The sequence below is a fragment of the Pseudomonas sp. NIBRBAC000502773 genome (assembly GCF_006517195.1).
Lineage (GTDB): Bacteria > Pseudomonadota > Gammaproteobacteria > Pseudomonadales > Pseudomonadaceae > Aquipseudomonas > Aquipseudomonas marginalis.
Genome location: NZ_CP041189.1, coordinates 3,313,825 through 3,334,711, shown reverse-complemented (window position 1 = coordinate 3,334,711; position 20,887 = coordinate 3,313,825). Strand labels below are relative to the sequence as shown.

The window sequence follows — 20,887 nt, the reverse complement described above, 5'->3', positions numbered from 1 at the left end:
GACGCGATTAACTACTGGCAATTCGGAACCCCACCTTGAGCGTGACTTGGTAGTGGGCGACCTTGCCGTCCTTGATATGACCACGGGTCTCCGTCACCTCAAACCACTCCAAGTGCTTGATGCTCTTGTTGGCTTCGGCCAGGGCATTGTTGATTGCGTCTTCGATGCTGGTGGTGGACGAACCTACCAATTCCACTTTCTTGTAGGTGTGATGATCAGACATGGTGTTTCTCCTGAGGGTCGTCAATAAAGCCTAGCAGTCATTGTTCATACTGCTTCTGGCGACGGTTCCTACCCGAAAGTTCAGATTTACTGCACTTTCTGAAACCGCTGGAGTCGGTATCTACACACGCCACTCAATCACTTCAGGAGAATCCACATGGCCAACACTTCTTTACGCAAAGCGTCGCTGGAAAGCATGGAAGCCGAGATTTCGAGCCTGCTCAAGTCCCTTGAGAGCCTCAAGGACGATGCGTCGGATGAGTCGCGCAAAACCCTGAAGGCCCTGAAAAGCAATGCCGAGAATGCCCTCAAGCATTCCCGTCACCTGATCAGCGATGCCTACGAAGAAAGCAAAGTCAAAATCCGCGAAACCGGTGTTGCCACCCGGGACTACGCACAAGAGCACCCATGGACCACCGCCGGCGTCGCCGTTGGCGCACTGGGCCTGCTGGCGGCTTACCTGCTGTGCAAACGCGGTGACTGATTGACCGGCTACACCGGCTGGCGCGCCAGCTCAGCCTTGAGCCAGTGCGCCAACTGACCCGCGCGCCCGTCTGCGGCGCGCTTGGGTAGCCACAACGCCAGGTGCGCCGGGGTTTCACTGAAACCCCACGGCGCCACCAGGCGACCCGCGCGCAGGTCCTCTGCTACCAGCGGTTCTGGCGCAATCGCCACGCCCAACCCCGCAACCGCCGCTTCCAGCAAATAATACAAATGCTCAAAACCCTGGCCGTGTTTCAGCGCGCCGGGCTCGATGCCGTGCTGTTGCGCCCAACTGGGCCAGGCTTGCGGACGGGACGTGGTGTGCAATAAAGCTTCGCCACACAAGGCGTGCGGCGGCGCCTGGCGCAGGCGCTCGTAGCCGGCAAAACGCGGGCTCATCACCGGGCCGATACGCTCGCTCGCCAGCTCATACACCTGCATATCCGCCGGCCACGGCGGTTCGGCGAAGACCAGCAGGGCGTCGAGGCCGGGGCGTCGAGGGTCGAGGTCGCCGTCGCCTGCCGACAGGTGCAGGCGCAGGTCCGGCAGGTCGGCATTCAAGCGTCCCAGGCGCGGGATCAACCAACGCGCCAGCAGACTGCCTGAGCAGCCGAGCACGAAAGGCGCGTCGGCGCTGGCCTGGGTGAGTTCGGCGCACACGTCCCGCAAGCGCTCGAACGCCTCGGCGCTGGCATCTCGCAACCGCACACCTGCATCTGTGAGTTTAAGGCCGCGCCCGTCCTTGATGAACAGGCTGACACCCAAATGCTCTTCCAGCACTTTCAACTGACGGCTGACCGCACCGTGGGTCACGTGCAATTGCTCGGCAGCCTGGCTGACGCTGTTGAGGCGGGCAGTGGCTTCAAATGCGCGCAGGGCATTGAGGGGCGGGAGGTCGCGGCTCATCTGTGAGTTTTCCTGACAGGTTGCAGCGATCTTATCGGTTTTCAGCGCCAGATGTGAGGGGTAGAGTGGCCCTCATTGCTTCCCATACAGAATTCCTACCTGGAGCGTCCCATGACTCAGTCCCAGACCGATCTGCGCAACGGCCCTGACGCCAACGGCCTGTTTGGCGCGTTTGGCGGCCGCTACGTCGCCGAAACCCTGATGCCATTGATCCTCGACCTGGCCCGTGAATACGAAGCGGCCAAGATCGATCCGGCGTTCAACGAAGAATTGGCCTACTTCCAGCGCGACTACGTCGGCCGCCCCAGCCCGCTGTATTTCGCCGAGCGCCTGACCGAGTTCTGCGGCGGCGCCAAGATCTACCTCAAGCGCGAAGAGCTGAACCACACCGGCGCGCACAAGATCAACAACTGTATCGGCCAGATCCTGCTGGCGCGGCGCATGGGCAAGAAACGCATCATCGCCGAGACCGGCGCCGGTATGCACGGTGTGGCCACGGCCACCGTGGCCGCGCGTTTCGGCCTGCAGTGCGTGATCTACATGGGCACCACCGACATCGAGCGCCAACAGGCCAACGTGTTCCGCATGAAGCTTTTGGGCGCTGAAGTGATCCCGGTGGTCGCCGGCACCGGCACCCTCAAGGACGCCATGAACGAAGCCCTGCGCGACTGGGTGACCAACGTCGACGACACCTTCTACCTGATCGGCACCGTGGCCGGCCCGCACCCGTACCCGGCGATGGTGCGCGACTTCCAGGCCGTGATCGGCAAGGAAACCCGCACCCAGCTGCAAGCCCAGGAAGGCCGCCTGCCGGACAGCCTGGTGGCATGCATCGGCGGTGGCTCCAACGCCATGGGCCTGTTCCACCCATTCCTGGACGACACCAGCGTCGAGATCATCGGCGTTGAAGCGGCCGGCCACGGCATCGAGACCGGCAAGCACGCCGCCAGCCTCAACGGCGGCGTACCGGGCGTGCTGCACGGCAACCGTACCTTCCTGCTGCAGGACGACGACGGCCAGATCATCGACGCCCACTCGATTTCCGCCGGCCTCGACTACCCAGGCATCGGCCCGGAACACGCCTGGTTGCACGATATCGGCCGTGTCCAGTACACCTCGGTGACCGACGATGAAGCCTTGGACGCGTTCCACAAATGCTGCCGCCTGGAAGGGATCATTCCTGCCCTGGAAAGCGCCCACGCCCTGGCCGAAGTGTTCAAGCGCGCACCGACCCTGCCGAAGGATCACCTGATGGTGGTCAACCTGTCCGGCCGTGGCGACAAAGACATGCAGACCGTGATGCACCACATGGAACAGTCTCAGCAGGAGAAACACTAAATGAGCCGCCTGCAAACCCGCTTTGCGCAACTCAAGGAACAAAACCGCGCCGCCCTGGTGACCTTCGTCACGGCCGGTGACCCGGGTTATGACACCTCGCTGGCGATCCTCAAGGGCTTGCCCGCTGCGGGCGCCGATGTGATCGAGTTGGGCATGCCCTTCACCGACCCGATGGCCGACGGCCCGGCCATCCAACTGGCCAACATCCGCGCGCTGGAAGCCAAACAGAACCTGCTGAAAACCCTGCAGATGGTGCGTGAGTTCCGCAAGGACAACAACGATACCCCGCTGGTGTTGATGGGCTACTTCAACCCGATCCACAAATACGGCGTGCCTAAGTTCATCGCTGACGCCAAAGAGGCCGGCGTCGACGGCCTGATCGTGGTCGACATGCCGCCAGAACATAACGGCGAGCTGTGCGACCCGGCCCAGGCCGCAGGTATCGACTTTATCCGCCTGACCACGCCGACCACCGATGACGTGCGCCTGCCGACCGTGCTCAACGGCAGTTCCGGGTTTGTCTACTACGTATCCGTGGCCGGTGTGACCGGTGCTGGCGCTGCGACCCTGGAACACGTCGAGGAAGCCGTGACCCGCCTGCGTCGGCATACCGACCTGCCGATCAGCATCGGTTTTGGTATCCGCACACCGGAACAGGCGGCCGCCATCGCGCGCCTGGCCGATGGCGTGGTGGTGGGCTCGGCCCTGATCGATCACATCGCCAATGCCAGTAACGATCAACAAGCAATCGATGGCGTATTGAGCCTGTGCGCGGCGCTGTCGGAAGGTGTGCGCAACGCCCGTAAGTAAGCACCATGTAGCGAGAGGTAAAGTTCCTGATACAGAGGAATCAACGCGCGCAATCACGGCCTAAACAGCAAGACCAAGGGATTTCGAACCGCGTTCGAGATCCCTTTTTTGTATGTGTGCCCTGAGGAATACCCGATGAAAATGCCTAAATCCGTGATTGCAGGTCTTGGTGTGCTGGTGCTTGGCGCCAGCGCCCTGGTGCAAGCCGCGCCGCCTGACCAGCGGGGTGACGACCGTGGCGGCCCGCAAGGCCAGCACGAGCAACGGGGCGACGAGCATCGTGGCCCGCAGGACAATCGTCGCGGCGGCCCACCCCAGGACTTCGGCCCGGTACGCCAGATCATTCACGACAACCACGGCCAGTTCTCCCGTGGCGCACCGCCGCCGCCGAATGTGCGCCTGGTGCGCGGCCAACCCCTGCCGCGCGGCTATTACGGCGAGCGCCTGGACAACCGTGCGCTGGCGCGCCTGCCGGTGTACCCGGGTTATGAGTGGCGCCGTTCGGGGCCGGATGTGGTGTTGATTGCGGTGGGTACCGGTATCGTCTATGAAATTCTGGACGGCGTGCTGAACTGATCCGGGCTTTTTCCATATAGGCTAGGCTTGAGGGGGAACACACCCCCTCAACACACTTCGTGCCTATTGCCGTCTAACCACCTCTGCAAGTCACGCCTTCTTGCGTTGCCGGTCGTTAAGTTAGCTGCATCAGAAGTCATTATCGTCTCCCAGGAGTCCATCATGGCATTTGATCTCATCACCCCCTCGGACCGTCGTCATTCCACGTTGCAAAAGGGTTTCAACCTGCGCTGGCCATTGGGTAACGTCCAGGGCGAGTCTTCACCCAACGGCGCCAACCTGATCTACCTCTGCCGCAACCCACAAGACATCCTCGACGCAGCCGCCCAGGCCCTGGCTGTGCCCAACGGCCGCATCACGGTGCGCAGCGGCGGGCATTGCTATGAAGGATTCGTCTCTAACAAGATGCCGGATGCGCCAGGCGAGGTGTTGTCGATCCTGGACATCGGCCAGATGAACCAATTGGCCTATGACCCCAACGGGCAAATCGGCTCCGTGCTGGTACCCGCGTCACCCCATCGCTATGCATTCCGCCTGGAGCCCGGCTGCCAGAACTGGGACACCAGCGTCGCGCTGTACAAATTGGCAGGTAAGGCGCTGCCCAGTGGATCCTGCTATTCGGTGGGACTGGGCGGGCATATCTGCGGCGGCGGCTATGGGCTGCTGTCGCGTAAATACGGGCTGGTCTGCGACTGGCTGGACGGCGTCGACCTGCTGGTCGCCAATGCCTCCGGCTCGGGCCTTGAACCTGTCCATGTGTCCCGTAACAGCCTCGACACCGATGAGCTGGACCTGTTCGCCGCCTGTTGCGGCGCCGGTGGCGGGCAGTTCGGCATCATCACCAGTTACTATTTCAAGACGCTGCCGCCAGCCCCGGAGAAAGTGCTCTGGCTGCCATTGGAATGGGACTGGTCAGACCTCACACGCGCCGCCCTCGAACGTTTGCTGCACGCCTATCAAAACTGGTTCGTGGATCATCAGGCCGACCCGAAAACCTGGGGCCTGGCCACCAAACTGGAGATGCGCCACCTCAATACTGGCAACGTGACCCTCGGCATTCACTACGTCGACAAGGACGGGAAGCTCGATGACCTGGCGCCTTTCAACGACTTTGTCAGCAGCATGCAGGCCGCGGTGGGCGTCAGTGCGACAGAGTCGCTCCTGCCGTTCCACGTCGTGCATCAGCCACGTGGTCGGCAAAAGGGTCGCCGGATCGATTCACTGCGGAGCGCCCACAAAAGCGCCAGGCGCCTGGACTGGTTGTACGCCACCCAATCACTCAACGGCTCCGGCGACAATCAGCGCGGCCGGTATAAATCGGCGTATCAGAAAGGCGGATTTACACAGCGCGTGCTGGATGCGATCTGGACGACGCTGAACTTGCCGGACGATCAGCAATACCTGACCCAAAGCCTGATCCAGATCCAGTCATTTGGCGGGCGCATCAACCAGATGGACGGCCCGATCCTGGCGCAGACGTCAGCCGCGCAACGCTCCTCGTACCTCAAATGGCAACCGCAGTGTTACTGGCACGCCGACGATGACGCCATCGACCGCGCCCATGCCGACTGGATCCGCGGCCTCTATTACGCTGCATTCACCAACGGCGTTCCCAATGACCCGGAGTTCGAGGGCTGCTACATCAATTACCCCGACCTGGACATGACCCACCTCGGTGGTAATCCCGCGAACGCCAAGAACCCCCTGTGGTATGGAATTTTCTTCCCCAACACGATCATCGAGAACCGCCTGCGCCGAACCAAGCAACGCTGGGATCCGTTGAATGTGTTCCGTAACGAAATGTCGGTGCCCTGAGCCCGGCCAACGGGCGGTCCGCAGGCCGCCCACGGCTTACAACTCGATCCGCTCGACCTTGCCCACCAGCAGCACATAGGAGAGTGCGCCCAACAGCGCCAGCACGGCGATATAGGTGATCGCCGGCGCGAACGAATCACCACTGGCCAGGAAACCAATGACGATCGGCGTGGCAATCGCCGCCAGGTTGCCGATGAAGTTGAAAACCCCGCCGGTCAGTCCCAGCAGACGTGCCGGGGCAAGGGTCGAGACCAGCGACCAGGTGATCGAGGCCAGGCCATTACCGAAGAACGCCAGGGCCAGGAAAGCGATGACCAACGGTGTCGATTCGACGAAGTTGGCGCCAATGATCGCCGTAGAGATCAACAGGCCGCTGATGATCGGCAACTTGCGGGCAAACCCCACCGAAGCGCCACGGCGGATCAGCCAGTCGGAAAACAACCCCGAACACAGCACGCCGACGAAAGCCGCGAGGAAGGGCAGTGACGCGAGCATGCCGGACTTGATGAAGTCCATGCCGCGGTATTTCACCAGGTAGGTCGGGAACCAGGTCAGGAAGAACCACAACGTGGAGTTCAGGCAGAACTGCCCCAGGTAGATACCCCACAACTTGCGCTTGCTCAGGACGATGCCCAGGTCGACCCAGCTGAAGGGCGCCTTGCTCTTGCTCGCTTGTGCGCTCAAGTCCACCAGCCCGCCACCTTCGCGGATCAATTCGATTTCAGCGGCGTTGACGCCTTTGAAGTCCCGAGGCTCGCGATACAGGGCATACCAGATCGCCGCCCACAGAATGCCCACGCCACCGGTCACGACAAATACCATGTGCCAGCCGTAATGGTGCTGCAACCAGGCCAGGACCGGCGTCAGGAACGCCAGCCCGACAAACTGCCCGGAGGTGTAGAAGCCAATGGCCGTGGCGCGCTCACGCTCGGGGAACCAGCTGGTGACCACGCGACTGTTGATGGGGTAAGCCGGTGCTTCCAGGGCACCCACCGCCATACGCAGCACAAACAGCGCAATGAAGCTGGCGGCAAAACCGAGCATCACGGTGGCGATGGACCACAGCAACAGGGCGGCGGTGTAGAGGATACGCGGCGGCACCCGGTCCACCAGCCAGCCGCCGGGGATCTGCATGGCGGCGTACGTCCAGCCGAACGCGGAGAAAATCAGCCCGACATGTACCGGGTCGATGCCCAGCTCACTGGTCAGCGCCGGAGCGGCAATCGACAGGTTGCTGCGGTCGAGATAGTTGATCACCACGGTGATAAACAGCAACACCATGATGAAGTAGCGCTTTCGGGTAGGCGTGACTAAAGAAGCCTGCCCGCTCAAGGATTCAGGTTGCATGGTAGGTGCCTCTTCTTATATTTGTTGAGGAAGGGACTTCTGCAGAAACCGGATCAACATGTGGGAGGGGGCAAGCCCTCTCCCGCATGTTTGACCGTGTTCTTTCAGGAAGACATCACCACTCGGCAAAGCTGCCGTCGGCGTGGCGCCAGATCGGGTTGCGCCAGCGGTGGCCGATGGCTGCGCGTTCGATCACGTATTCCTCGTTAATCTCGATGCCCAGGCCCGGCCCGTTGGGGATCTTCACAAAGCCCTGGTCATAGTCGAACACGCCCGGGTCGCGCACGTAGTCGAGCAGGTCGTTGCTCTCGTTGTAGTGAATACCCAGGCTTTGCTCCTGGATAAACGCGTTGTAGCAAACCGCATCCAGTTGCAGGCACGCCGCCAACGCAATCGGGCCCAGCGGGCAGTGCAGGGCCAGGGCCACGTCGTAGGCTTCGGCCATGTTGGCGATCTTGCGGGTTTCGGTGATACCGCCCGCGTGGGAAGCGTCCGGCTGGATGATGTCGACGTAGCCTTCGCTGAGCACGCGCTTGAAGTCCCAGCGCGAGAACAGGCGCTCGCCCAGGGCAATCGGGGTGCTGGTCAGCGGCGCCAGTTCCTTGAGGGCCTCGTAGTTTTCGCTGAGCACCGGCTCTTCGATAAACATCAGTTTGTACGGGTCGAGTTCTTTCATCAGCACCTTGGCCATGGGCTTGTGCACCCGGCCATGGAAGTCGACGCCGATGCCGACGTTAGGGCCGACCGCATCGCGCACGGCCGCGACGTTGGCCAGGGCCAGGTCGACTTTTTCGAAGCTGTCGACGAACTGCAACTCTTCGGTGCCGTTCATTTTCACCGCGGTAAAGCCACGGGCCACGGCCTCTTTGGCGGCGCGGGCGGTGTCGGCCGGGCGGTCGCCACCGATCCAGGAGTACACGCGGATCTTGTCACGTACCTGGCCACCCAACAGGTCGCTGACCGATACGCCCAGGGCCTTGCCCTTGATGTCCCACAACGCCTGGTCGATGCCGGCGAGGGCGCTCATGTGCACGGCGCCGCCACGGTAGAAGCCGCCGCGGTAGAGCACGGTCCAGATATCCTCGATATTGCGTGGGTCCTTGCCGATCAGGTAATCGGACAGTTCCTCGACCGCCGCAGCCACGGTGTGAGCGCGGCCTTCGACTACGGGCTCACCCCAGCCGGTCACGCCCTGGTCGGTCTCGACCTTGAGGAAGCACCAGCGCGGCGGGACGATAAAGGTCGTCAGTTTAGTGATTTTCATCTGTTATCTCTCTTATAGATGCAGCGCCAGGGGCGCGGAACTTGATCTCAGCTCAGGGCTTTCCAGGCGGCGACATAAGCCTGGGCACGGCTCGCTACCTGATCCACTGTCATACCCGGTTTGAACAACCCGGAACCCAGCCCGAACCCCTTGGCGCCGGCGTCGATAAACACCTGCATGTTGTCCGGGGTAATGCCGCCCACCGGCAGCAGCAACGTGCCTGCCGGCAATACCGCCAGCCACGCCTTGATCACAGAAGGGCCCATTTGCTCGGCCGGGAACAGCTTCAACACGTCGGCGCCTTCATCCAGCGCGGCGAACGCTTCGGTGGGCGTGGCCACCCCCGGCGACAGGTACAGGCCAGCGGCCTTGGCAGCGCGCAGGACCTTGGCATCGCTGTGGGGCATGACGATCACTTGGCCACCAGCAGCTTTCACCTGCTCGACCTGCGCAGGCGTCAACACCGTACCGGCGCCGATCAGGCAATCGGCGGGCAGGCTGTCGCGCAGGATGCGGATGCTGGTGTAAGGGTCCGGCGAGTTGAGCGGGACTTCGATCACGCGAAAACCGGCGTCGTACAGCACCTGGCCGACCGCCTGGGCTTCGTCCGGGCGCACACCGCGCAGGATTGCGATCAAACCGTTTTGTGCCAGTGCTTGCTTGAGCATGTCAGGCCTCCGTTGCAGGTTGAGTGAGCCCGGCGGCCACTGCCAGTTGCCACAGGCCGCGCTCGGTCGCTTCCTGCGCCAGGCTGAAGTGGGCGAAACCGCAGAGGGCGAGGGCGCGTTGGTAGCGCACGCAAAGCGGGCCGGCGCCCACCAGGATGATGGGGACGAGCCGCGCACTGGCTGGCAGACCGGCCAGTTCATGGCCGATCAGCAGGCCGGACAGGTAATCGGGCTGCTGCTCAGGGGTAAGTTCGGCAGTCAGCCCAAGGGTGCGCGCACTGAACAGGGTCGACAGCACGCCGCGCTGACCCTCTTTCGACAGCGCCACTTGAACGCCGCGGTCGAAAGCCTCGGCCTGGAACTGCGCGGATACCTTTTGCGTACGCCCCAGCAGGCTGTGCTTGCTCAGCACCGCGAACAGTTCGCCGGTCATGAAGGTATCGAAGTGGGTGATGCAACCTTCCACCACCTCGACCCATTTGGAATGGCTGCCGGGCAGGCCGATCAACATTTCACCGTTGGCCGAGAGGCTTTGCAGCACACCCAGCACCTGGGTTTCTTCACCGCGCATCACATTGGGCAAACCGACCTGCTCGATCACGCCGGGCACGATATGCACATCGACGCCGCGCAAGCTGCGCACCGTGTGCAAAGCCTGGCCCAGGCTGGCGACGTCGACCGGCGTATTGCGATATGCCGCCTCGCTCCAGCCCTGGGCGCTGCCGACCATGCCGCAGGCGATCACTGGAAGATGGGGTTGGGCCTCGAGCCAGTCGCCGCATGCCGCATCGAACGCCAACTCGAAGCCATCGCTGCAGTGCACACCGCCGATGTCCCGGGGCTCACTGGGCAAATGCATGATGCCCGACGCCAGCGAGCGCTGTTCCAGCACGACGCCTGCGGGCCCGAGTTTATAAGCACGAAGGGAGCTGGTCCCCCAATCGAGCGCGATCAATTGCGCCTGCATCGCTTCACCTGAAATGAGTGGGTGCTGAAAAAAGCAGATGGGCGAATATAAACCTATGGCCGGCAATATCTCAATATATAAATAACAGTCCCATATAGTGAGACGAAACAAGATAAATCCTACAACTTCCTCGCCTTTTACTGCGGGAAGAGTCGGGTTTTATCTGATAAAGAGAGGTTAAAAAACCGACAGATCCAGCTCGCGCATCGCACCCATCCAGATCGCGTGATCGGTGTGATCCTTCAGCTCATCGCCGGTTTCAGGGTGCAGAAACACCACCAACCCATTGCGATGCAGCGCCAGCCACGGCAGCACTACGCCAATGTATTCGGCATCGAACGCCAGCTGGCAGCTCCAGTCCGGGTGCGGGCCTACGGGCCGTTCATGCACACGGCCCATGCGCAGCGGGAACAGTTTCGCGCCGTCTTCACATAGGGTGCGCGCCTGGTCGATGGTGCTGGCGTCAAAGTAGATATGGGCATGGTAGCCCTTGATACGTTGCATGACGGACTCCGGATCCAATGTGCGGCAAATCCTAGACCGCAATCGACGGCAGGGCCAGTCCGGTCAGGGACTGCGCGCTGCTGGCCTGTTCTGCCTGCAACCAGTCGACGAAACGTTCGACCAACTGCCCACGCCGCTTGCGCTGTGGCTGCACCACGTAATAGCCAAAGCGCGAAATCACCGTATTGCCGATCGGTCGGCACAACCAGTTCTGTTCCAGCAGGTTATCCACCAAATGGCGCCAGCCGATCGCCACCCCTTGGCCGGCAATCGCTGCCTGGATCAATAAGGTGTAGTTGTCGAATCGCAGCTGGCCGGGCGTGGGCGTGGCGGTGATGCCCAGCTCGCGGAATACGCCACTCCAGTCGAACCACTGGCTGTTGTTTTCCTGGCGCAGGTGCAGCAACGGGTAGTCGGGCAAGGTGTGCACAGTCAAAGGCCTGGCCTGCTCCTTGAGCCACTGCGGGCTGCACACCGGAAACACTTCCTCGTTGAACAGCCACAGGCTGTCGCCCTGCTTGAAACGACCATCGCCAAACAGCACCGCCACGTCGATGTCGCTGCGCAGTGTCGCGTGGTTGCGCTCGCTGGTCACCAGGCTCACGTCCACCTGCGGATTGGCGGCGTGGAAGCGATGCAGGCGCGGCATCAGCCAGTAGGCGGCGAACGCAAAGTCTGTGGCCACTTGCAGCACTTCGTGCTGGTCCTGCTGGGTAATCACACTGAGGCCCTGGTTGATGCTCTGCAAACCGCCTTGCACATGCTCGAACAGCAGGGCGCCGGCGTCGGTCAGTTCGATGCCCCGATAGATGCGGTCAAACAGGCGGATCGTCAGTTGTTCTTCAAGGCGCTTGATCTGCTGGCTGATCGCCGGCTGAGTGGTGCCCAGCTCCATCGCAGCGGCAGTAAAGCTGCGGTGACGGGCTGCGGCTTCGAACGCACGCAGCAAATCGAGGGAGACATCGCCAAGGGCTTCATACATAAGCTGTGCTTATCCTAGACATTGCTTTTCATGGGCTTTACCCCATTTTCCATGGGCTGCATGCTCATTCGCATAAACACTGCCTATGGAATGCCGAAGACCCATGAAGCGCAAGAACATTCTTTTCATCATGGCCGATCAAATGGCCGCGCCGCTGCTTCCGTTCTACGGACCTTCTCCGATCAAGTTGCCGAATTTGAGCCGCCTCGCCGCACAGGGCGTGGTGTTCGATGCGGCCTATTGCAACAGCCCGCTGTGCGCGCCCTCACGCTTCACCCTGGTCAGCGGCCAATTGCCGAGCAAGATCGGCGCCTACGACAACGCGGCGGATTTTCCCGCCGATGTGCCGACCTATGCCCACTACCTGCGGCGCCTCGGTTATCGCACCGCGCTGTCGGGCAAGATGCACTTCTGCGGCCCCGACCAATTGCACGGTTATGAAGAACGCCTGACCAGCGACATCTACCCCGCCGACTATGGCTGGGCAGTGAACTGGGATGAGCCGGACGTACGACCCACCTGGTACCACAACATGTCCTCGGTACTGCAAGCCGGCCCGTGCGTGCGTACCAACCAGCTGGATTTCGACGAAGAGGTGGTGTTCAAGGCCCAGCAGTACCTGTTCGACCACATCCGCGAAGACAGCGACCAGCCGTTCTGCCTGACCGTGTCGATGACCCATCCCCACGACCCGTACACCATTCCCAAGCCATTCTGGGACCTGTACGACGACAACGACATCCCTTTGCCCGCAACGCCGAACCAGGCAGACCTCGACCCGCATTCCCAGCGTCTGCTCAAGGTCTATGACCTATGGGACAAGCCGCTGCCTGTGGATAAGATTCGCGACGCCCGCCGCGCCTACTTCGGCGCATGCAGCTACATCGACAGCAATGTCGGCAAGCTGCTGCAGACCCTGGAAGACACCGGCCTGGCCGACAACACGATCATCGTTTTTTCCGGCGACCACGGCGACATGCTCGGTGAGCGCGGCCTCTGGTACAAAATGCACTGGTTTGAAATGGCCGCCCGCGTGCCGCTGCTGGTCAGTGCGCCGGGGCAATTTGCACCGGGCCGGGTGACCCAGGCCGTGTCCACCGCCGACCTGCTGCCCACCCTGGTGGAACTGGCCGGCGGCGAACTGGACCCGCGCCTGCCACTGGACGGTCGCTCGCTGGTCCCGCACTTGCAGGGGCAGGGCGGGCATGACGAAGTCTTTGGCGAATACATGGCCGAAGGCACCATCAGCCCGTTGATGATGATTCGCCGTGGCGCCTACAAATTCATCTACAGCGAAGACGACCCTTGTCTACTGTTCGATGTGCACAACGACCCGCACGAGCGGGAAGACCTCAGTCAGTCACCGGAACACCGGCCACTGTTCGAGGCGTTTTTGAATGAAGCGCGGGCCAAATGGGACATCCCGGTGATCCACCAGCAGGTGCTCGCCAGCCAACGCCGTCGTCGCCTGGTGTTCGAGGCGCTGACCCAGGGCAAGCTGAAGAGCTGGGATCACCAGCCACTGGTGGACGCCAGTCAGCAATACATGCGCAACCATATCGACCTCGACGACCTGGAGCGCAAGGCACGTTATCCACAACCCTGCCAAAACCAATAAGTACAGAGGGAAGGCCATGCAAAAGTTAACTGCAGTAGTGGGCATGTTGGTGCTGAGTAGCGCCAATGCGTATGCGGACACCCGCTGTGAGACCGTGAAGATGGCCGATCCAGGCTGGAGCGACATTGCCGCCACCAACGCCATTACCGGTTTCCTGCTGAACGGCATGGGCTACAAGGCCAAGGTCGACACCCTGGCGGTGCCGATTACCTTTGGCGGGCTCAAGGACGGCCAGGTGGATGTATTCCTGGGCAATTGGATGCCGGCGCAGCAGGGCTTCTATGACAAGTTCGTGGCCAACGGCGATGTGGTGCAACTGGCGAAGAACCTCGACGGCACCGAGTTCACCCTCGCCGTGCCGGATTATGTGTGGGATGCCGGGGTGCATGACTTTGCCGACTTGAACAAATTCGCCGACAAGTTCGACAAGAAGATCTATGGCATCGGTTCCGGCGCGCCGGCAAATATCTCGCTGCAGGAGATCATCAAGAAGAATGACTTCGACCTGGGCCAGTGGAAGCTGATCGAGTCCAGCGAACAGGCGATGCTCGCCGAGGTCTCACGGGCGGTGAAAAAACAGCGTTTCGTCACCTTCCTCGGCTGGACGCCACACCCAATGAACGTGCAACTGAAAATGCACTATCTCAAAGGCGGCGAGAAATACTTCGGTGATACCGGCAGTGTGTATACCTTGACCCGCAAAGGGTATGCGCAGGCCTGCCCTAACGTCGGCAAACTGCTGACCAACCTGAGCTTCACCCAGGAGATGGAGAACAGCATCATGGCTGAGGTGGCCAACAACAAGGTCAGCAATGCCGACGCGGCGAAGGCGTGGATCAAGGCGAACCCGGCTGTATTGGACAAATGGTTGGACGGCGTGAAAACAGTGGATGGCCAGGATGCGTTGCCGGCAGTAAAGGCCAAACTCTAGGGCCTTGCGCTATTCCAATGTGGGAGGGGGGCTTGCTCCCGATAGCGGAGTGCCAGTCAGAGAGATTTAGACGGGTCCACCTATATCGGGAGCAAGCCCCCTCCCACAAGGACCAGTGTGTACTGATACCCTGAGTCAAACCTTTTCAGCCGAGTTATAAATGCCCCGGCCCAACCGCCATACACTCTTCCCCTTCCTCAGCTGGCTCCCGCGTCAAACACGAGCCACTGTGGGCCGTGACGCGCTGGTCGGCCTCAGCGGCGCCGTGCTCGCACTGCCCCAGTCGATTGCCTACGCGCTGATCGCCGGTCTCCCACCGGAGTACGGTCTGTATGCCGCCATCATCCCGGTGCTGATCGCCTGCCTGTGGGGTTCATCCTGGCACCTGATCTGTGGCCCCACGGCAGCGATTTCCATCGTGCTGTACGCCAGCGTCAGCCCGTTGGCCGTGCCGGGGTCTCAGGACTACATCACCCTGATCCTGTTGCTGACATTCCTCGCCGGGGTATTCCAGTGGCTGCTGGGCATGCTGCGCTTTGGCGCGCTGGTGAACTTCGTCTCGCATTCGGTGGTGCTGGGTTTTACCCTCGGTGCCGCCGTGGTGATTGCCCTTGGGCAACTGCCCAACCTGCTGGGCCTGGATTTACCGAGCCAGGCCACAGCGATCAATAGCCTGCTGGCGCTGATCGACCACGCCGGCGAGTGGGACCACGCTTCCCTTGCCCTTGGGCTCGGTACTTTGCTGGTGGGCGCGTTGCTCAAATACCTTGTGCCTCGCTGGCCAACGCTACTGATCGCACTGACCCTGGGTAGCCTGGCAACGTGGCTATGGCCGACGATGTTCGGACATGTGGCGCTGGTCAGTTCGTTTATCGGCAAGCTGCCACCGTTCAGCCCGTTGCCGCTGGATCCGGACATGATCCTGCGCCTGCTGCCCAGCGCCGTTGCGGTGGGCATGCTGGGGCTGGTGACCAGCCTGTCGATTGCCCGTTCGCTGTCGGCCCGTTCACAACAATTGCTCGATGCCAACCAGGAAGTTCGCGCCCAGGGTTTATCCAATATCGTTGGCGGATTTTTCTCCGGGTATCTGTCGGCAGGGTCGTTCACCCGCTCCGGCCTCAGCTATGAGGCGGGTGCCTGTTCGCCGTTGGCCGGGGTGTTTTCAGCAGTATGGGTGGCCTTGTTTGCGCTGTTTGGCGCCGCATTGATCGCACATATTCCGATCCCGAGCATGGCCGCCAGCATCTTGCTGATTTCCTGGGGCCTGGTGGATCGTCGGGGTATTCGTGCGTTGTTCCGCGTGAGCCGCGCAGAGTTCGTAGTGATGAGCCTGACCTGTGTCGCCACCTTGTTGCTGGAGTTGCAAACGGCGATTTATGCGGGGGTGTTGGCGTCATTGTTTTTCTACCTTAAGCGCACGTCGCAGCCACGGGTACAGCAATGGCGTGATGGGGAAGACGATGTGTTGCGCGTCGGTGGGTCGATCTTCTTTGGCGCCAGCCATTACCTGCAAGTGCGCCTGCATAGCTTGCAGGGTGAGCGGGTGGTGATCGAGGCGCAGCAGATCAACTTTATCGACTATTCCGGGGTGGAGATGCTGCACCAGGAGGCGCGTCGTTTAAGCGGGCTGGGCCGTAGCCTGACATTGCGCCGCGCCAGGCCGCAGGTGGTGGAAGAGTTGAAAAAACTGGAGGGGGCCGATAAATGCCCCATCCAGTTTGAAGATTGATTACTGCGCCAACTGCCGGCGCAGTTCAGCCCACACCGGCGCCGAATCCGGGCGCACACCGCGCCACAGGAAGAACGCTTCGGCTGCCTGCTCCACCAGCATGCCCAGGCCATCCATCGCCACGGCTGCGCCTTGCTCACTGGCCCAGCGGCAGAACGCGGTCGGTTGCTTGGCGTACATCATGTCGTAGCAAAATGTCTTGCCCGGTGCGATCAGGCTGCCGGCAATCGGCGGTACATCGCCTGACAGGCTGGCGGACGTGGCATTGATGATCACGTCCACCGGCTCACGCAGCCAGTCGAATCCACTGGCGGACACCGGGCCCAGGTCGTCGAACAGCTCGGCGAGCAATTCGGCTTTTTCCACGGTGCGGTTGGCGATGATCAACGAAGCGGGCCGTTCAGCCAGCAACGGCTCCAACGCGCCCCTTACCGCGCCACCCGCGCCCAGCAACAGGATGCGTTTGCCTTGCAGATTCAAGCCGGCGTTTACCGTCAGGTCGCGCACCAGGCCGGCGCCGTCGGTGTTGTCGCCGAGCAACGTACCGTCAGCCAGTTTGCTCAAGGTGTTCACCGCTCCGGCGCGCTGGGCGCGTTCGGTGAGGCTGTTGGCCAGGCGGTAGGCGTCTTCCTTGAACGGCACGGTGACGTTGGCACCTCGGCCCTGTTGGAAAAACTCACGGGCACAGCCGGTGAAATCCTCCAGGGGCGCGAGCAAGGTGCTGTAGTCCAGTTGCTCGCCGGTCTGCTCGGCGAACATACGGTGAATCAGCGGCGACTTGCTGTGGCCGATGGGGTTGCCGAACACCACATACCGATCCATCAGACAGCCGCCTTGGGCGCGGCGATGCCCAGCCAATCGCGGTCTTGCAGGAAGTAGTCGGTGAGGCGTGCTTCTTCGCTGCCGGCCTCGGCTTTCCAGTCGTAGCTCCAGCGCACCTGGGGCGGCAGCGACATCAGGATCGACTCGGTACGCCCGCCCGATTGCAGGCCGAACAGGGTGCCACGGTCATACACCAGGTTGAATTCAACGTAGCGGCCGCGACGGAATTCCTGGAACTGGCGTTGCTGTTCGGTATACGCGGCGGCTTTGCGACGTTGCACGATCGGCAGGTAGGCGTCGATGTAGGCGTCGCCGATGGCGCGGATAAACGCGAAGCAGGTGTCGAAGTCCCACTCGTTCAAGTCATCGAAAAACAGGCCGCCGATGCCACGGGGCTCGTTGCGGTGCTTGATGTGGAAGTAGGTATCGCACCAGGCCTTGTAGCGCGAGTAAACGTCCGGACCAAAAGGCGCGCAGGCCTGCTCGGCCACGCGGTGCCAGTGAATGCAGTCTTCTTCGTTGCCGTAGTAGGGCGTGAGGTCGAAGCCGCCACCGAACCACCACACCGGCTCTTCGCCGTCTTTTTCGGCGATGAAAAAACGCACGTTGGCGTGGGACGTCGGCACGTGTGGGTTGTGCGGATGAATCACCAGCGACACGCCCAGGGCTTCAAAGCCACGACCGGCCAGCTCGGGGCGATGCGCACTGGCTGACGGTGGGAGGCCGCTGCCGAACACGTGGGAAAAGTTAACGCCGCCCTTTTCGATGACCGAGCCGTTCTCGATCACACGGGTGCGACCGCCGCCGCCGGCAGGCCGGGTCCAGGCGTCTTCGATAAAGCGAGTGTCCGTCTCGAAGGTTTCCAGGGCGCTGCAAATGCGGTCTTGCAGGTCGAGCAGGTAGGCTTTGACAGCCTCGGTGCGAGTAGTCATGACATCACCTTGAATCGGGCAAAGCTACGCGAAGCCGTGGGGCGTCGGCGGCAAATGGGCGCACAGGATACCACTGCACTTGGATAGCACTGCACTTAGGAGCGCCACAGTTGACGAAGATCAAGCTTAGGAGTCCGATAGGGGGCTACGCGAATTCGACCTCAGGAGAAGTGCAGATGGCCAAACGTATCCAGTTCAGCGCCCATGGCGGCCCCGACGTACTTGAATATGTGGACTACACACCGGCAGAGCCCGGCCCGCAGCAGGTTCGAGTGCGTAACGAGGCGATTGGCCTGAATTTCATCGATACCTATTTCCGCAGTGGCCTTTACGCGCCGCCGGCCCTGCCATCGGGGCTGGGCGCAGAAGGCGCCGGTGTGGTTGATGCGGTGGGCAGCGAAGTTACGCAATTTAAAGTCGGTGACCGCGTGGCCTACGGCAGCGGCCCACTCGGGGCCTACAGCCAGTTGCACGTGCTGCCCGCCGCCAACCTGGTGCACCTGCCGGACGACATCAGCTTCGAACAAGCCGCCGGCGCCATGCTCAAGGGCCTGACCGTGCAATACCTGCTGCGCCAGACCTATGAGCTCAAAGGTGGCGAGACCATCCTGTTCCACGCCGCCGCCGGTGGCGTGGGCTCCCTGGCCTGCCAATGGGCCAAGGCACTGGGCGTGAAGCTGATCGGTACCGTGAGCTCGCCAGAAAAAGCCGCCCTGGCCAAATCCCTCGGCGCGTGGGAAACCATCGACTACAGCAAGGAAAATGTTGCACAGCGCGTGCTGGAGTTGACTGACGGCAAAAAGGTGCCCGTGGTGTACGACGGTGTCGGCAAGGACACCTGGCTGACCTCATTGGACAGCGTGGCGCCACGTGGCCTGGTGGTGAGCTTTGGCAATGCTTCGGGCGCGGTGGATGGGGTGAACCTGGGGATACTCGCGGCCAAAGGCTCGCTGTACGTGACACGGCCGACCCTGGCGACCTACGCCAACAATCCGGCGAACTTGCAGGTGATGGCGGATGATCTGTTTTCGATGATCAAGAGCGGCAAGGTGCGCATTGATATCAACCAGCGGTATTCGCTGGCGGACGCGGCGAAGGCACAGACGGAGTTGTCGGGGCGGCGTACCACTGGGTCGACCATTCTGTTGCCTTGAGGGCCTCTTCGGGGGCGGTGCGACGATTCCACTTGCCCCCGATAGGCGCGACGCGGTCTCAGGAAGGCCGCACCACCTCACCCGTTGCCAAATCGCGGATCAGGCTCGGGTTCTTGCGCCCACCCAGGGCACCACCCAGCACCAGATCCACCTGCCCGCGAAAGTACTGCTCCACACGAATCCGCGTGCGCGCTGCCGGGCGGCCCTGGGGGTTGGCTGAGGTGGAGATCAACGGCCCCACCAGCGCGCACAAGTCCCGTACCAGCGGATGATCGCTCACTCGCAGCGCCACCGTGTCGTGCACACCGGTGACCCATTCCGGTAACAAATCCTGATGCGGCACCAGCCACGTATTCGGTCCGGGCCAGGTGCTGGCCATACGTTCGATCCAGGTATCCGGGAAGTCTTCGAACAGAAAGTCGAACTGGCGAATATTGTCTGCCACCAGGATCAGGCCCTTGTCCACCGAACGGTTCTTGATCGCCAGCAGCCGATCCACCGCTTCTTCGTTCCAGGGATCGCAACCCAAGCCCCAGACCGCTTCGGTTGGATAGGCAATCACCGCGCCTGCGCGAATTTCTCGTGCGGCTTCCAGCACACGCCACCTGTTGACCATTGTTTACTCTCCGGACTAAAGCTCTGGGCAGTTTACCGATCTTCTTTACAAAACCTAGTTCCAAAAAACTGGCCGCTACAAAAGGTGGCCACGCGCAAGCCAGCGCCCGCTTTCGCAGATCACCAGGCCTTCAAGTTCCAACTCCGTGAGGGTCGCCAACACCTGGGCCAACGGCCGCCCACTGGCCAGCGCGAGGGCTTCGCTGGTATGGGGCGCCGCGTGCAACAGCGCCACCAACGGATGTATCACAGGCATCGGCGCCGGGCGCGACAATGCCTGCCAGCCACGCAAACCTTCGAAGATGTGTTCAATGGTTTCCACCAGCATCGCCCCATCACGGATCAACTGGTGACACCCCTTGGCCCCCGGATGATGGATGGAGCCCGGGATTGCATACACCTCGCGCCCTTGCTCGGCCGCGAGCTTGGCGGTGATCAGCGAGCCGCTGGCCATGCTGGCCTCCACCACCAGCACGCCCAGGGACAGGCCACTGATGATGCGGTTGCGCCGGGGGAAGTTACCGGCCTGGGGGGCGGCGTCCAGCGGAAACTCGGAAACCACGGCGCTGCCTTGGGCAATCATCGCCGCCGCAAGCCGTCGATGGCGCTGTGGATAAAGATTTTCCAGGCCCGTGCCGAGCACGCCGATTGTATGACCCCCCACATCCAAAGCGGCTTGATGGGCCGCACCGTCGATACCCAGTGCAAGGCCACTGGTGATGACAAAACCTGCGCTCGCCAGGCTGCGGGAAAATGCGACAGCCGTGTCCATGCCGGGGCGGGATGCACGGCGGCTGCCGACCATCGCCAGTTGCGGTTTTTCCAGGATCCCGGGGTCGCCGGCGACAAATAAAAGCGGCGGGGCATCATCTATCTGGGCGAGCAGTGCCGGGTACTCAGGTTGGTCCCACATCAGCAAATGCTGGGCTGGACGCTCCAACCAGGCCAACGCCTCACAGGCGCCGTCGCGGATCTCATGGCTACGGCGGGCATCGGCGCTGATGGGCGACAACCCCAAGGAGCGCCACGCGCTGGCCGGGGCACTGATGGCCTTTGAAGCGCTGCCGAACGCTTCGATCAACAACCGAAAACGCTTCGGGCCTACCTCCGGCAGCCTGTGCAGGCGTAGGCGGGCTTCCAGTTCTGAAGGGGAAATTTCATTGCAGTTTGTCGAAAGCATCTGATCATCCTTGACCGGAACAAG

21 protein-coding genes are annotated in these 20,887 nt (G+C 61.8%); 9 read left to right on the top strand and 12 right to left on the bottom strand.

Annotation, left to right across the window (positions count from 1 at the left end; all coding sequences use genetic code 11):
• Window positions 1–7: 7 nt before the first annotated feature.
• Window positions 8–223: a dodecin gene (locus NIBR502773_RS15500; RefSeq protein WP_027608132.1), complete on the bottom strand. Its 216-nt coding sequence runs from the start codon at window positions 221–223 to the stop codon at window positions 8–10.
• A 156-nt stretch (window positions 224–379) separates the two neighbouring features.
• Between NIBR502773_RS15500 and NIBR502773_RS15495 the strand changes: the two genes are divergently transcribed.
• On the top strand, window positions 380–706 hold the full coding sequence (locus tag NIBR502773_RS15495; protein ID WP_003170746.1) for a YqjD family protein: 327 nt from the start codon (window positions 380–382) through the stop codon (window positions 704–706).
• A gap of 8 nt (window positions 707–714) precedes the next feature.
• Here NIBR502773_RS15495 and NIBR502773_RS15490 read toward each other — a convergent pair whose 3' ends face one another.
• Window positions 715–1,611, bottom strand: a complete 897-nt coding sequence (locus tag NIBR502773_RS15490) for a LysR family transcriptional regulator (RefSeq protein ID WP_141156379.1) — start codon at window positions 1,609–1,611, stop codon at window positions 715–717.
• A gap of 111 nt (window positions 1,612–1,722) precedes the next feature.
• Here NIBR502773_RS15490 and trpB point away from each other — a divergent pair, with 111 nt between their 5' ends.
• The 4 genes from trpB to NIBR502773_RS15470 all read left to right on the top strand — a co-directional run bounded on the left by trpB (window position 1,723) and on the right by NIBR502773_RS15470 (window position 6,150).
• Window positions 1,723–2,949, top strand: a complete 1,227-nt coding sequence (trpB, locus tag NIBR502773_RS15485) for a tryptophan synthase subunit beta (protein WP_027608134.1) — start codon at window positions 1,723–1,725, stop codon at window positions 2,947–2,949.
• A complete protein-coding gene (gene trpA, locus NIBR502773_RS15480; RefSeq protein ID WP_065926830.1) occupies window positions 2,950–3,759 on the top strand; it encodes a tryptophan synthase subunit alpha in 810 nt (269 codons plus the stop codon). It begins immediately after the preceding gene.
• A 135-nt stretch (window positions 3,760–3,894) separates the two neighbouring features.
• Window positions 3,895–4,335 carry an anti-virulence regulator CigR family protein gene (locus NIBR502773_RS15475; RefSeq protein ID WP_098480661.1) on the top strand — a complete coding sequence of 147 codons (441 nt, stop codon included), beginning with the start codon at window positions 3,895–3,897 and terminating at the stop codon, window positions 4,333–4,335.
• A 162-nt stretch (window positions 4,336–4,497) separates the two neighbouring features.
• Window positions 4,498–6,150 (top strand): BBE domain-containing protein, encoded by a 1,653-nt coding sequence (locus NIBR502773_RS15470; protein ID WP_141156378.1) that lies wholly within the window; start codon window positions 4,498–4,500, stop codon window positions 6,148–6,150.
• 36 nt (window positions 6,151–6,186) lie between these two features.
• Here the strand turns inward: NIBR502773_RS15470 and NIBR502773_RS15465 are convergent, their stop codons facing one another.
• From NIBR502773_RS15465 to NIBR502773_RS15440, 6 genes are all read right to left on the bottom strand, one after another.
• Entirely contained in the window at window positions 6,187–7,497 is a 1,311-nt protein-coding gene (locus tag NIBR502773_RS15465; protein ID WP_027608138.1) for an MFS transporter, read from the bottom strand.
• A gap of 115 nt (window positions 7,498–7,612) precedes the next feature.
• Complete coding sequence (dgoD, locus tag NIBR502773_RS15460) at window positions 7,613–8,761, bottom strand: galactonate dehydratase (RefSeq protein ID WP_003170741.1); 1,149 nt, start codon at window positions 8,759–8,761, stop codon at window positions 7,613–7,615.
• Between the two features lie 47 nt (window positions 8,762–8,808).
• Window positions 8,809–9,429, bottom strand: coding sequence for a 2-dehydro-3-deoxy-6-phosphogalactonate aldolase (locus NIBR502773_RS15455; RefSeq protein ID WP_027608139.1), 621 nt, complete (start codon window positions 9,427–9,429; stop codon window positions 8,809–8,811).
• Window position 9,430: 1 nt separating this feature from the next.
• Window positions 9,431–10,396, bottom strand: a complete 966-nt coding sequence (locus NIBR502773_RS15450; RefSeq protein ID WP_141156377.1) for a 2-dehydro-3-deoxygalactonokinase — start codon at window positions 10,394–10,396, stop codon at window positions 9,431–9,433.
• A gap of 177 nt (window positions 10,397–10,573) precedes the next feature.
• Window positions 10,574–10,900, bottom strand: coding sequence for a DOPA 4,5-dioxygenase family protein (locus NIBR502773_RS15445; RefSeq protein WP_027608141.1), 327 nt, complete (start codon window positions 10,898–10,900; stop codon window positions 10,574–10,576).
• 31 nt (window positions 10,901–10,931) lie between these two features.
• Window positions 10,932–11,882: a LysR family transcriptional regulator gene (locus NIBR502773_RS15440; RefSeq protein WP_141156376.1), complete on the bottom strand. Its 951-nt coding sequence runs from the start codon at window positions 11,880–11,882 to the stop codon at window positions 10,932–10,934.
• Between the two features lie 103 nt (window positions 11,883–11,985).
• On the opposite strand from NIBR502773_RS15440, the gene betC reads away from it, so the two are divergent.
• The 3 genes from betC (at window position 11,986) to NIBR502773_RS15425 (ending at window position 16,160) form a co-directional block, all read left to right on the top strand.
• Entirely contained in the window at window positions 11,986–13,500 is a 1,515-nt protein-coding gene (betC, locus tag NIBR502773_RS15435) for a choline-sulfatase (protein ID WP_141156375.1), read from the top strand.
• A gap of 16 nt (window positions 13,501–13,516) precedes the next feature.
• Window positions 13,517–14,431 (top strand): choline ABC transporter substrate-binding protein, encoded by a 915-nt coding sequence (choX, locus tag NIBR502773_RS15430; RefSeq protein ID WP_065937893.1) that lies wholly within the window; start codon window positions 13,517–13,519, stop codon window positions 14,429–14,431.
• A 160-nt stretch (window positions 14,432–14,591) separates the two neighbouring features.
• Entirely contained in the window at window positions 14,592–16,160 is a 1,569-nt protein-coding gene (locus NIBR502773_RS15425; protein WP_141156374.1) for a SulP family inorganic anion transporter, read from the top strand.
• Here the strand turns inward: NIBR502773_RS15425 and aroE are convergent, their stop codons facing one another.
• Window positions 16,161–16,982, bottom strand: coding sequence for a shikimate dehydrogenase (gene aroE, locus NIBR502773_RS15420; protein ID WP_141156373.1), 822 nt, complete (start codon window positions 16,980–16,982; stop codon window positions 16,161–16,163).
• A complete protein-coding gene (hemF, locus tag NIBR502773_RS15415; protein WP_141156372.1) occupies window positions 16,982–17,914 on the bottom strand; it encodes an oxygen-dependent coproporphyrinogen oxidase in 933 nt (310 codons plus the stop codon). Before hemF ends, aroE begins: the two co-directional genes overlap by 1 nt.
• 176 nt (window positions 17,915–18,090) lie before the next feature.
• Between hemF and NIBR502773_RS15410 the strand changes: the two genes are divergently transcribed.
• Complete coding sequence (locus NIBR502773_RS15410; protein ID WP_141156371.1) at window positions 18,091–19,068, top strand: quinone oxidoreductase; 978 nt, start codon at window positions 18,091–18,093, stop codon at window positions 19,066–19,068.
• A gap of 58 nt (window positions 19,069–19,126) precedes the next feature.
• Here NIBR502773_RS15410 and NIBR502773_RS15405 read toward each other — a convergent pair whose 3' ends face one another.
• Both NIBR502773_RS15405 and dprA read right to left on the bottom strand, forming a co-directional pair.
• The gene (locus tag NIBR502773_RS15405; protein WP_027608149.1) at window positions 19,127–19,684 is read right to left on the bottom strand and encodes an L-threonylcarbamoyladenylate synthase; all 558 of its coding nucleotides are present in this window, start codon (window positions 19,682–19,684) and stop codon (window positions 19,127–19,129) included.
• Between the two features lie 75 nt (window positions 19,685–19,759).
• The gene (gene dprA, locus NIBR502773_RS15400; RefSeq protein ID WP_141156370.1) at window positions 19,760–20,863 is read right to left on the bottom strand and encodes a DNA-processing protein DprA; all 1,104 of its coding nucleotides are present in this window, start codon (window positions 20,861–20,863) and stop codon (window positions 19,760–19,762) included.
• Window positions 20,864–20,887: the final 24 nt, after the last annotated feature.

Bases quoted from the DNA above. Each gene is read 5' to 3' on its own strand.
- NIBR502773_RS15500 (WP_027608132.1), bottom strand. From the start codon at position 223: ATGTCTGATCATCACACCTACAAGAAAGTGGAATTGGTAGGTTCGTCC.
- NIBR502773_RS15495 (WP_003170746.1), top strand. From the start codon at position 380: ATGGCCAACACTTCTTTACGCAAAGCGTCGCTGGAAAGCATGGAAGCC.
- NIBR502773_RS15490 (WP_141156379.1), bottom strand. From the start codon at position 1,611: ATGAGCCGCGACCTCCCGCCCCTCAATGCCCTGCGCGCATTTGAAGCC.
- trpB (WP_027608134.1), top strand. From the start codon at position 1,723: ATGACTCAGTCCCAGACCGATCTGCGCAACGGCCCTGACGCCAACGGC.
- trpA (WP_065926830.1), top strand. From the start codon at position 2,950: ATGAGCCGCCTGCAAACCCGCTTTGCGCAACTCAAGGAACAAAACCGC.
- NIBR502773_RS15475 (WP_098480661.1), top strand. From the start codon at position 3,895: ATGAAAATGCCTAAATCCGTGATTGCAGGTCTTGGTGTGCTGGTGCTT.
- NIBR502773_RS15470 (WP_141156378.1), top strand. From the start codon at position 4,498: ATGGCATTTGATCTCATCACCCCCTCGGACCGTCGTCATTCCACGTTG.
- NIBR502773_RS15465 (WP_027608138.1), bottom strand. From the start codon at position 7,497: ATGCAACCTGAATCCTTGAGCGGGCAGGCTTCTTTAGTCACGCCTACC.
- dgoD (WP_003170741.1), bottom strand. From the start codon at position 8,761: ATGAAAATCACTAAACTGACGACCTTTATCGTCCCGCCGCGCTGGTGC.
- NIBR502773_RS15455 (WP_027608139.1), bottom strand. From the start codon at position 9,429: ATGCTCAAGCAAGCACTGGCACAAAACGGTTTGATCGCAATCCTGCGC.
- NIBR502773_RS15450 (WP_141156377.1), bottom strand. From the start codon at position 10,396: ATGCAGGCGCAATTGATCGCGCTCGATTGGGGGACCAGCTCCCTTCGT.
- NIBR502773_RS15445 (WP_027608141.1), bottom strand. From the start codon at position 10,900: ATGCAACGTATCAAGGGCTACCATGCCCATATCTACTTTGACGCCAGC.
- NIBR502773_RS15440 (WP_141156376.1), bottom strand. From the start codon at position 11,882: ATGTATGAAGCCCTTGGCGATGTCTCCCTCGATTTGCTGCGTGCGTTC.
- betC (WP_141156375.1), top strand. From the start codon at position 11,986: ATGAAGCGCAAGAACATTCTTTTCATCATGGCCGATCAAATGGCCGCG.
- choX (WP_065937893.1), top strand. From the start codon at position 13,517: ATGCAAAAGTTAACTGCAGTAGTGGGCATGTTGGTGCTGAGTAGCGCC.
- NIBR502773_RS15425 (WP_141156374.1), top strand. From the start codon at position 14,592: ATGCCCCGGCCCAACCGCCATACACTCTTCCCCTTCCTCAGCTGGCTC.
- aroE (WP_141156373.1), bottom strand. From the start codon at position 16,982: ATGGATCGGTATGTGGTGTTCGGCAACCCCATCGGCCACAGCAAGTCG.
- hemF (WP_141156372.1), bottom strand. From the start codon at position 17,914: ATGACTACTCGCACCGAGGCTGTCAAAGCCTACCTGCTCGACCTGCAA.
- NIBR502773_RS15410 (WP_141156371.1), top strand. From the start codon at position 18,091: ATGGCCAAACGTATCCAGTTCAGCGCCCATGGCGGCCCCGACGTACTT.
- NIBR502773_RS15405 (WP_027608149.1), bottom strand. From the start codon at position 19,684: ATGGTCAACAGGTGGCGTGTGCTGGAAGCCGCACGAGAAATTCGCGCA.
- dprA (WP_141156370.1), bottom strand. From the start codon at position 20,863: ATGCTTTCGACAAACTGCAATGAAATTTCCCCTTCAGAACTGGAAGCC.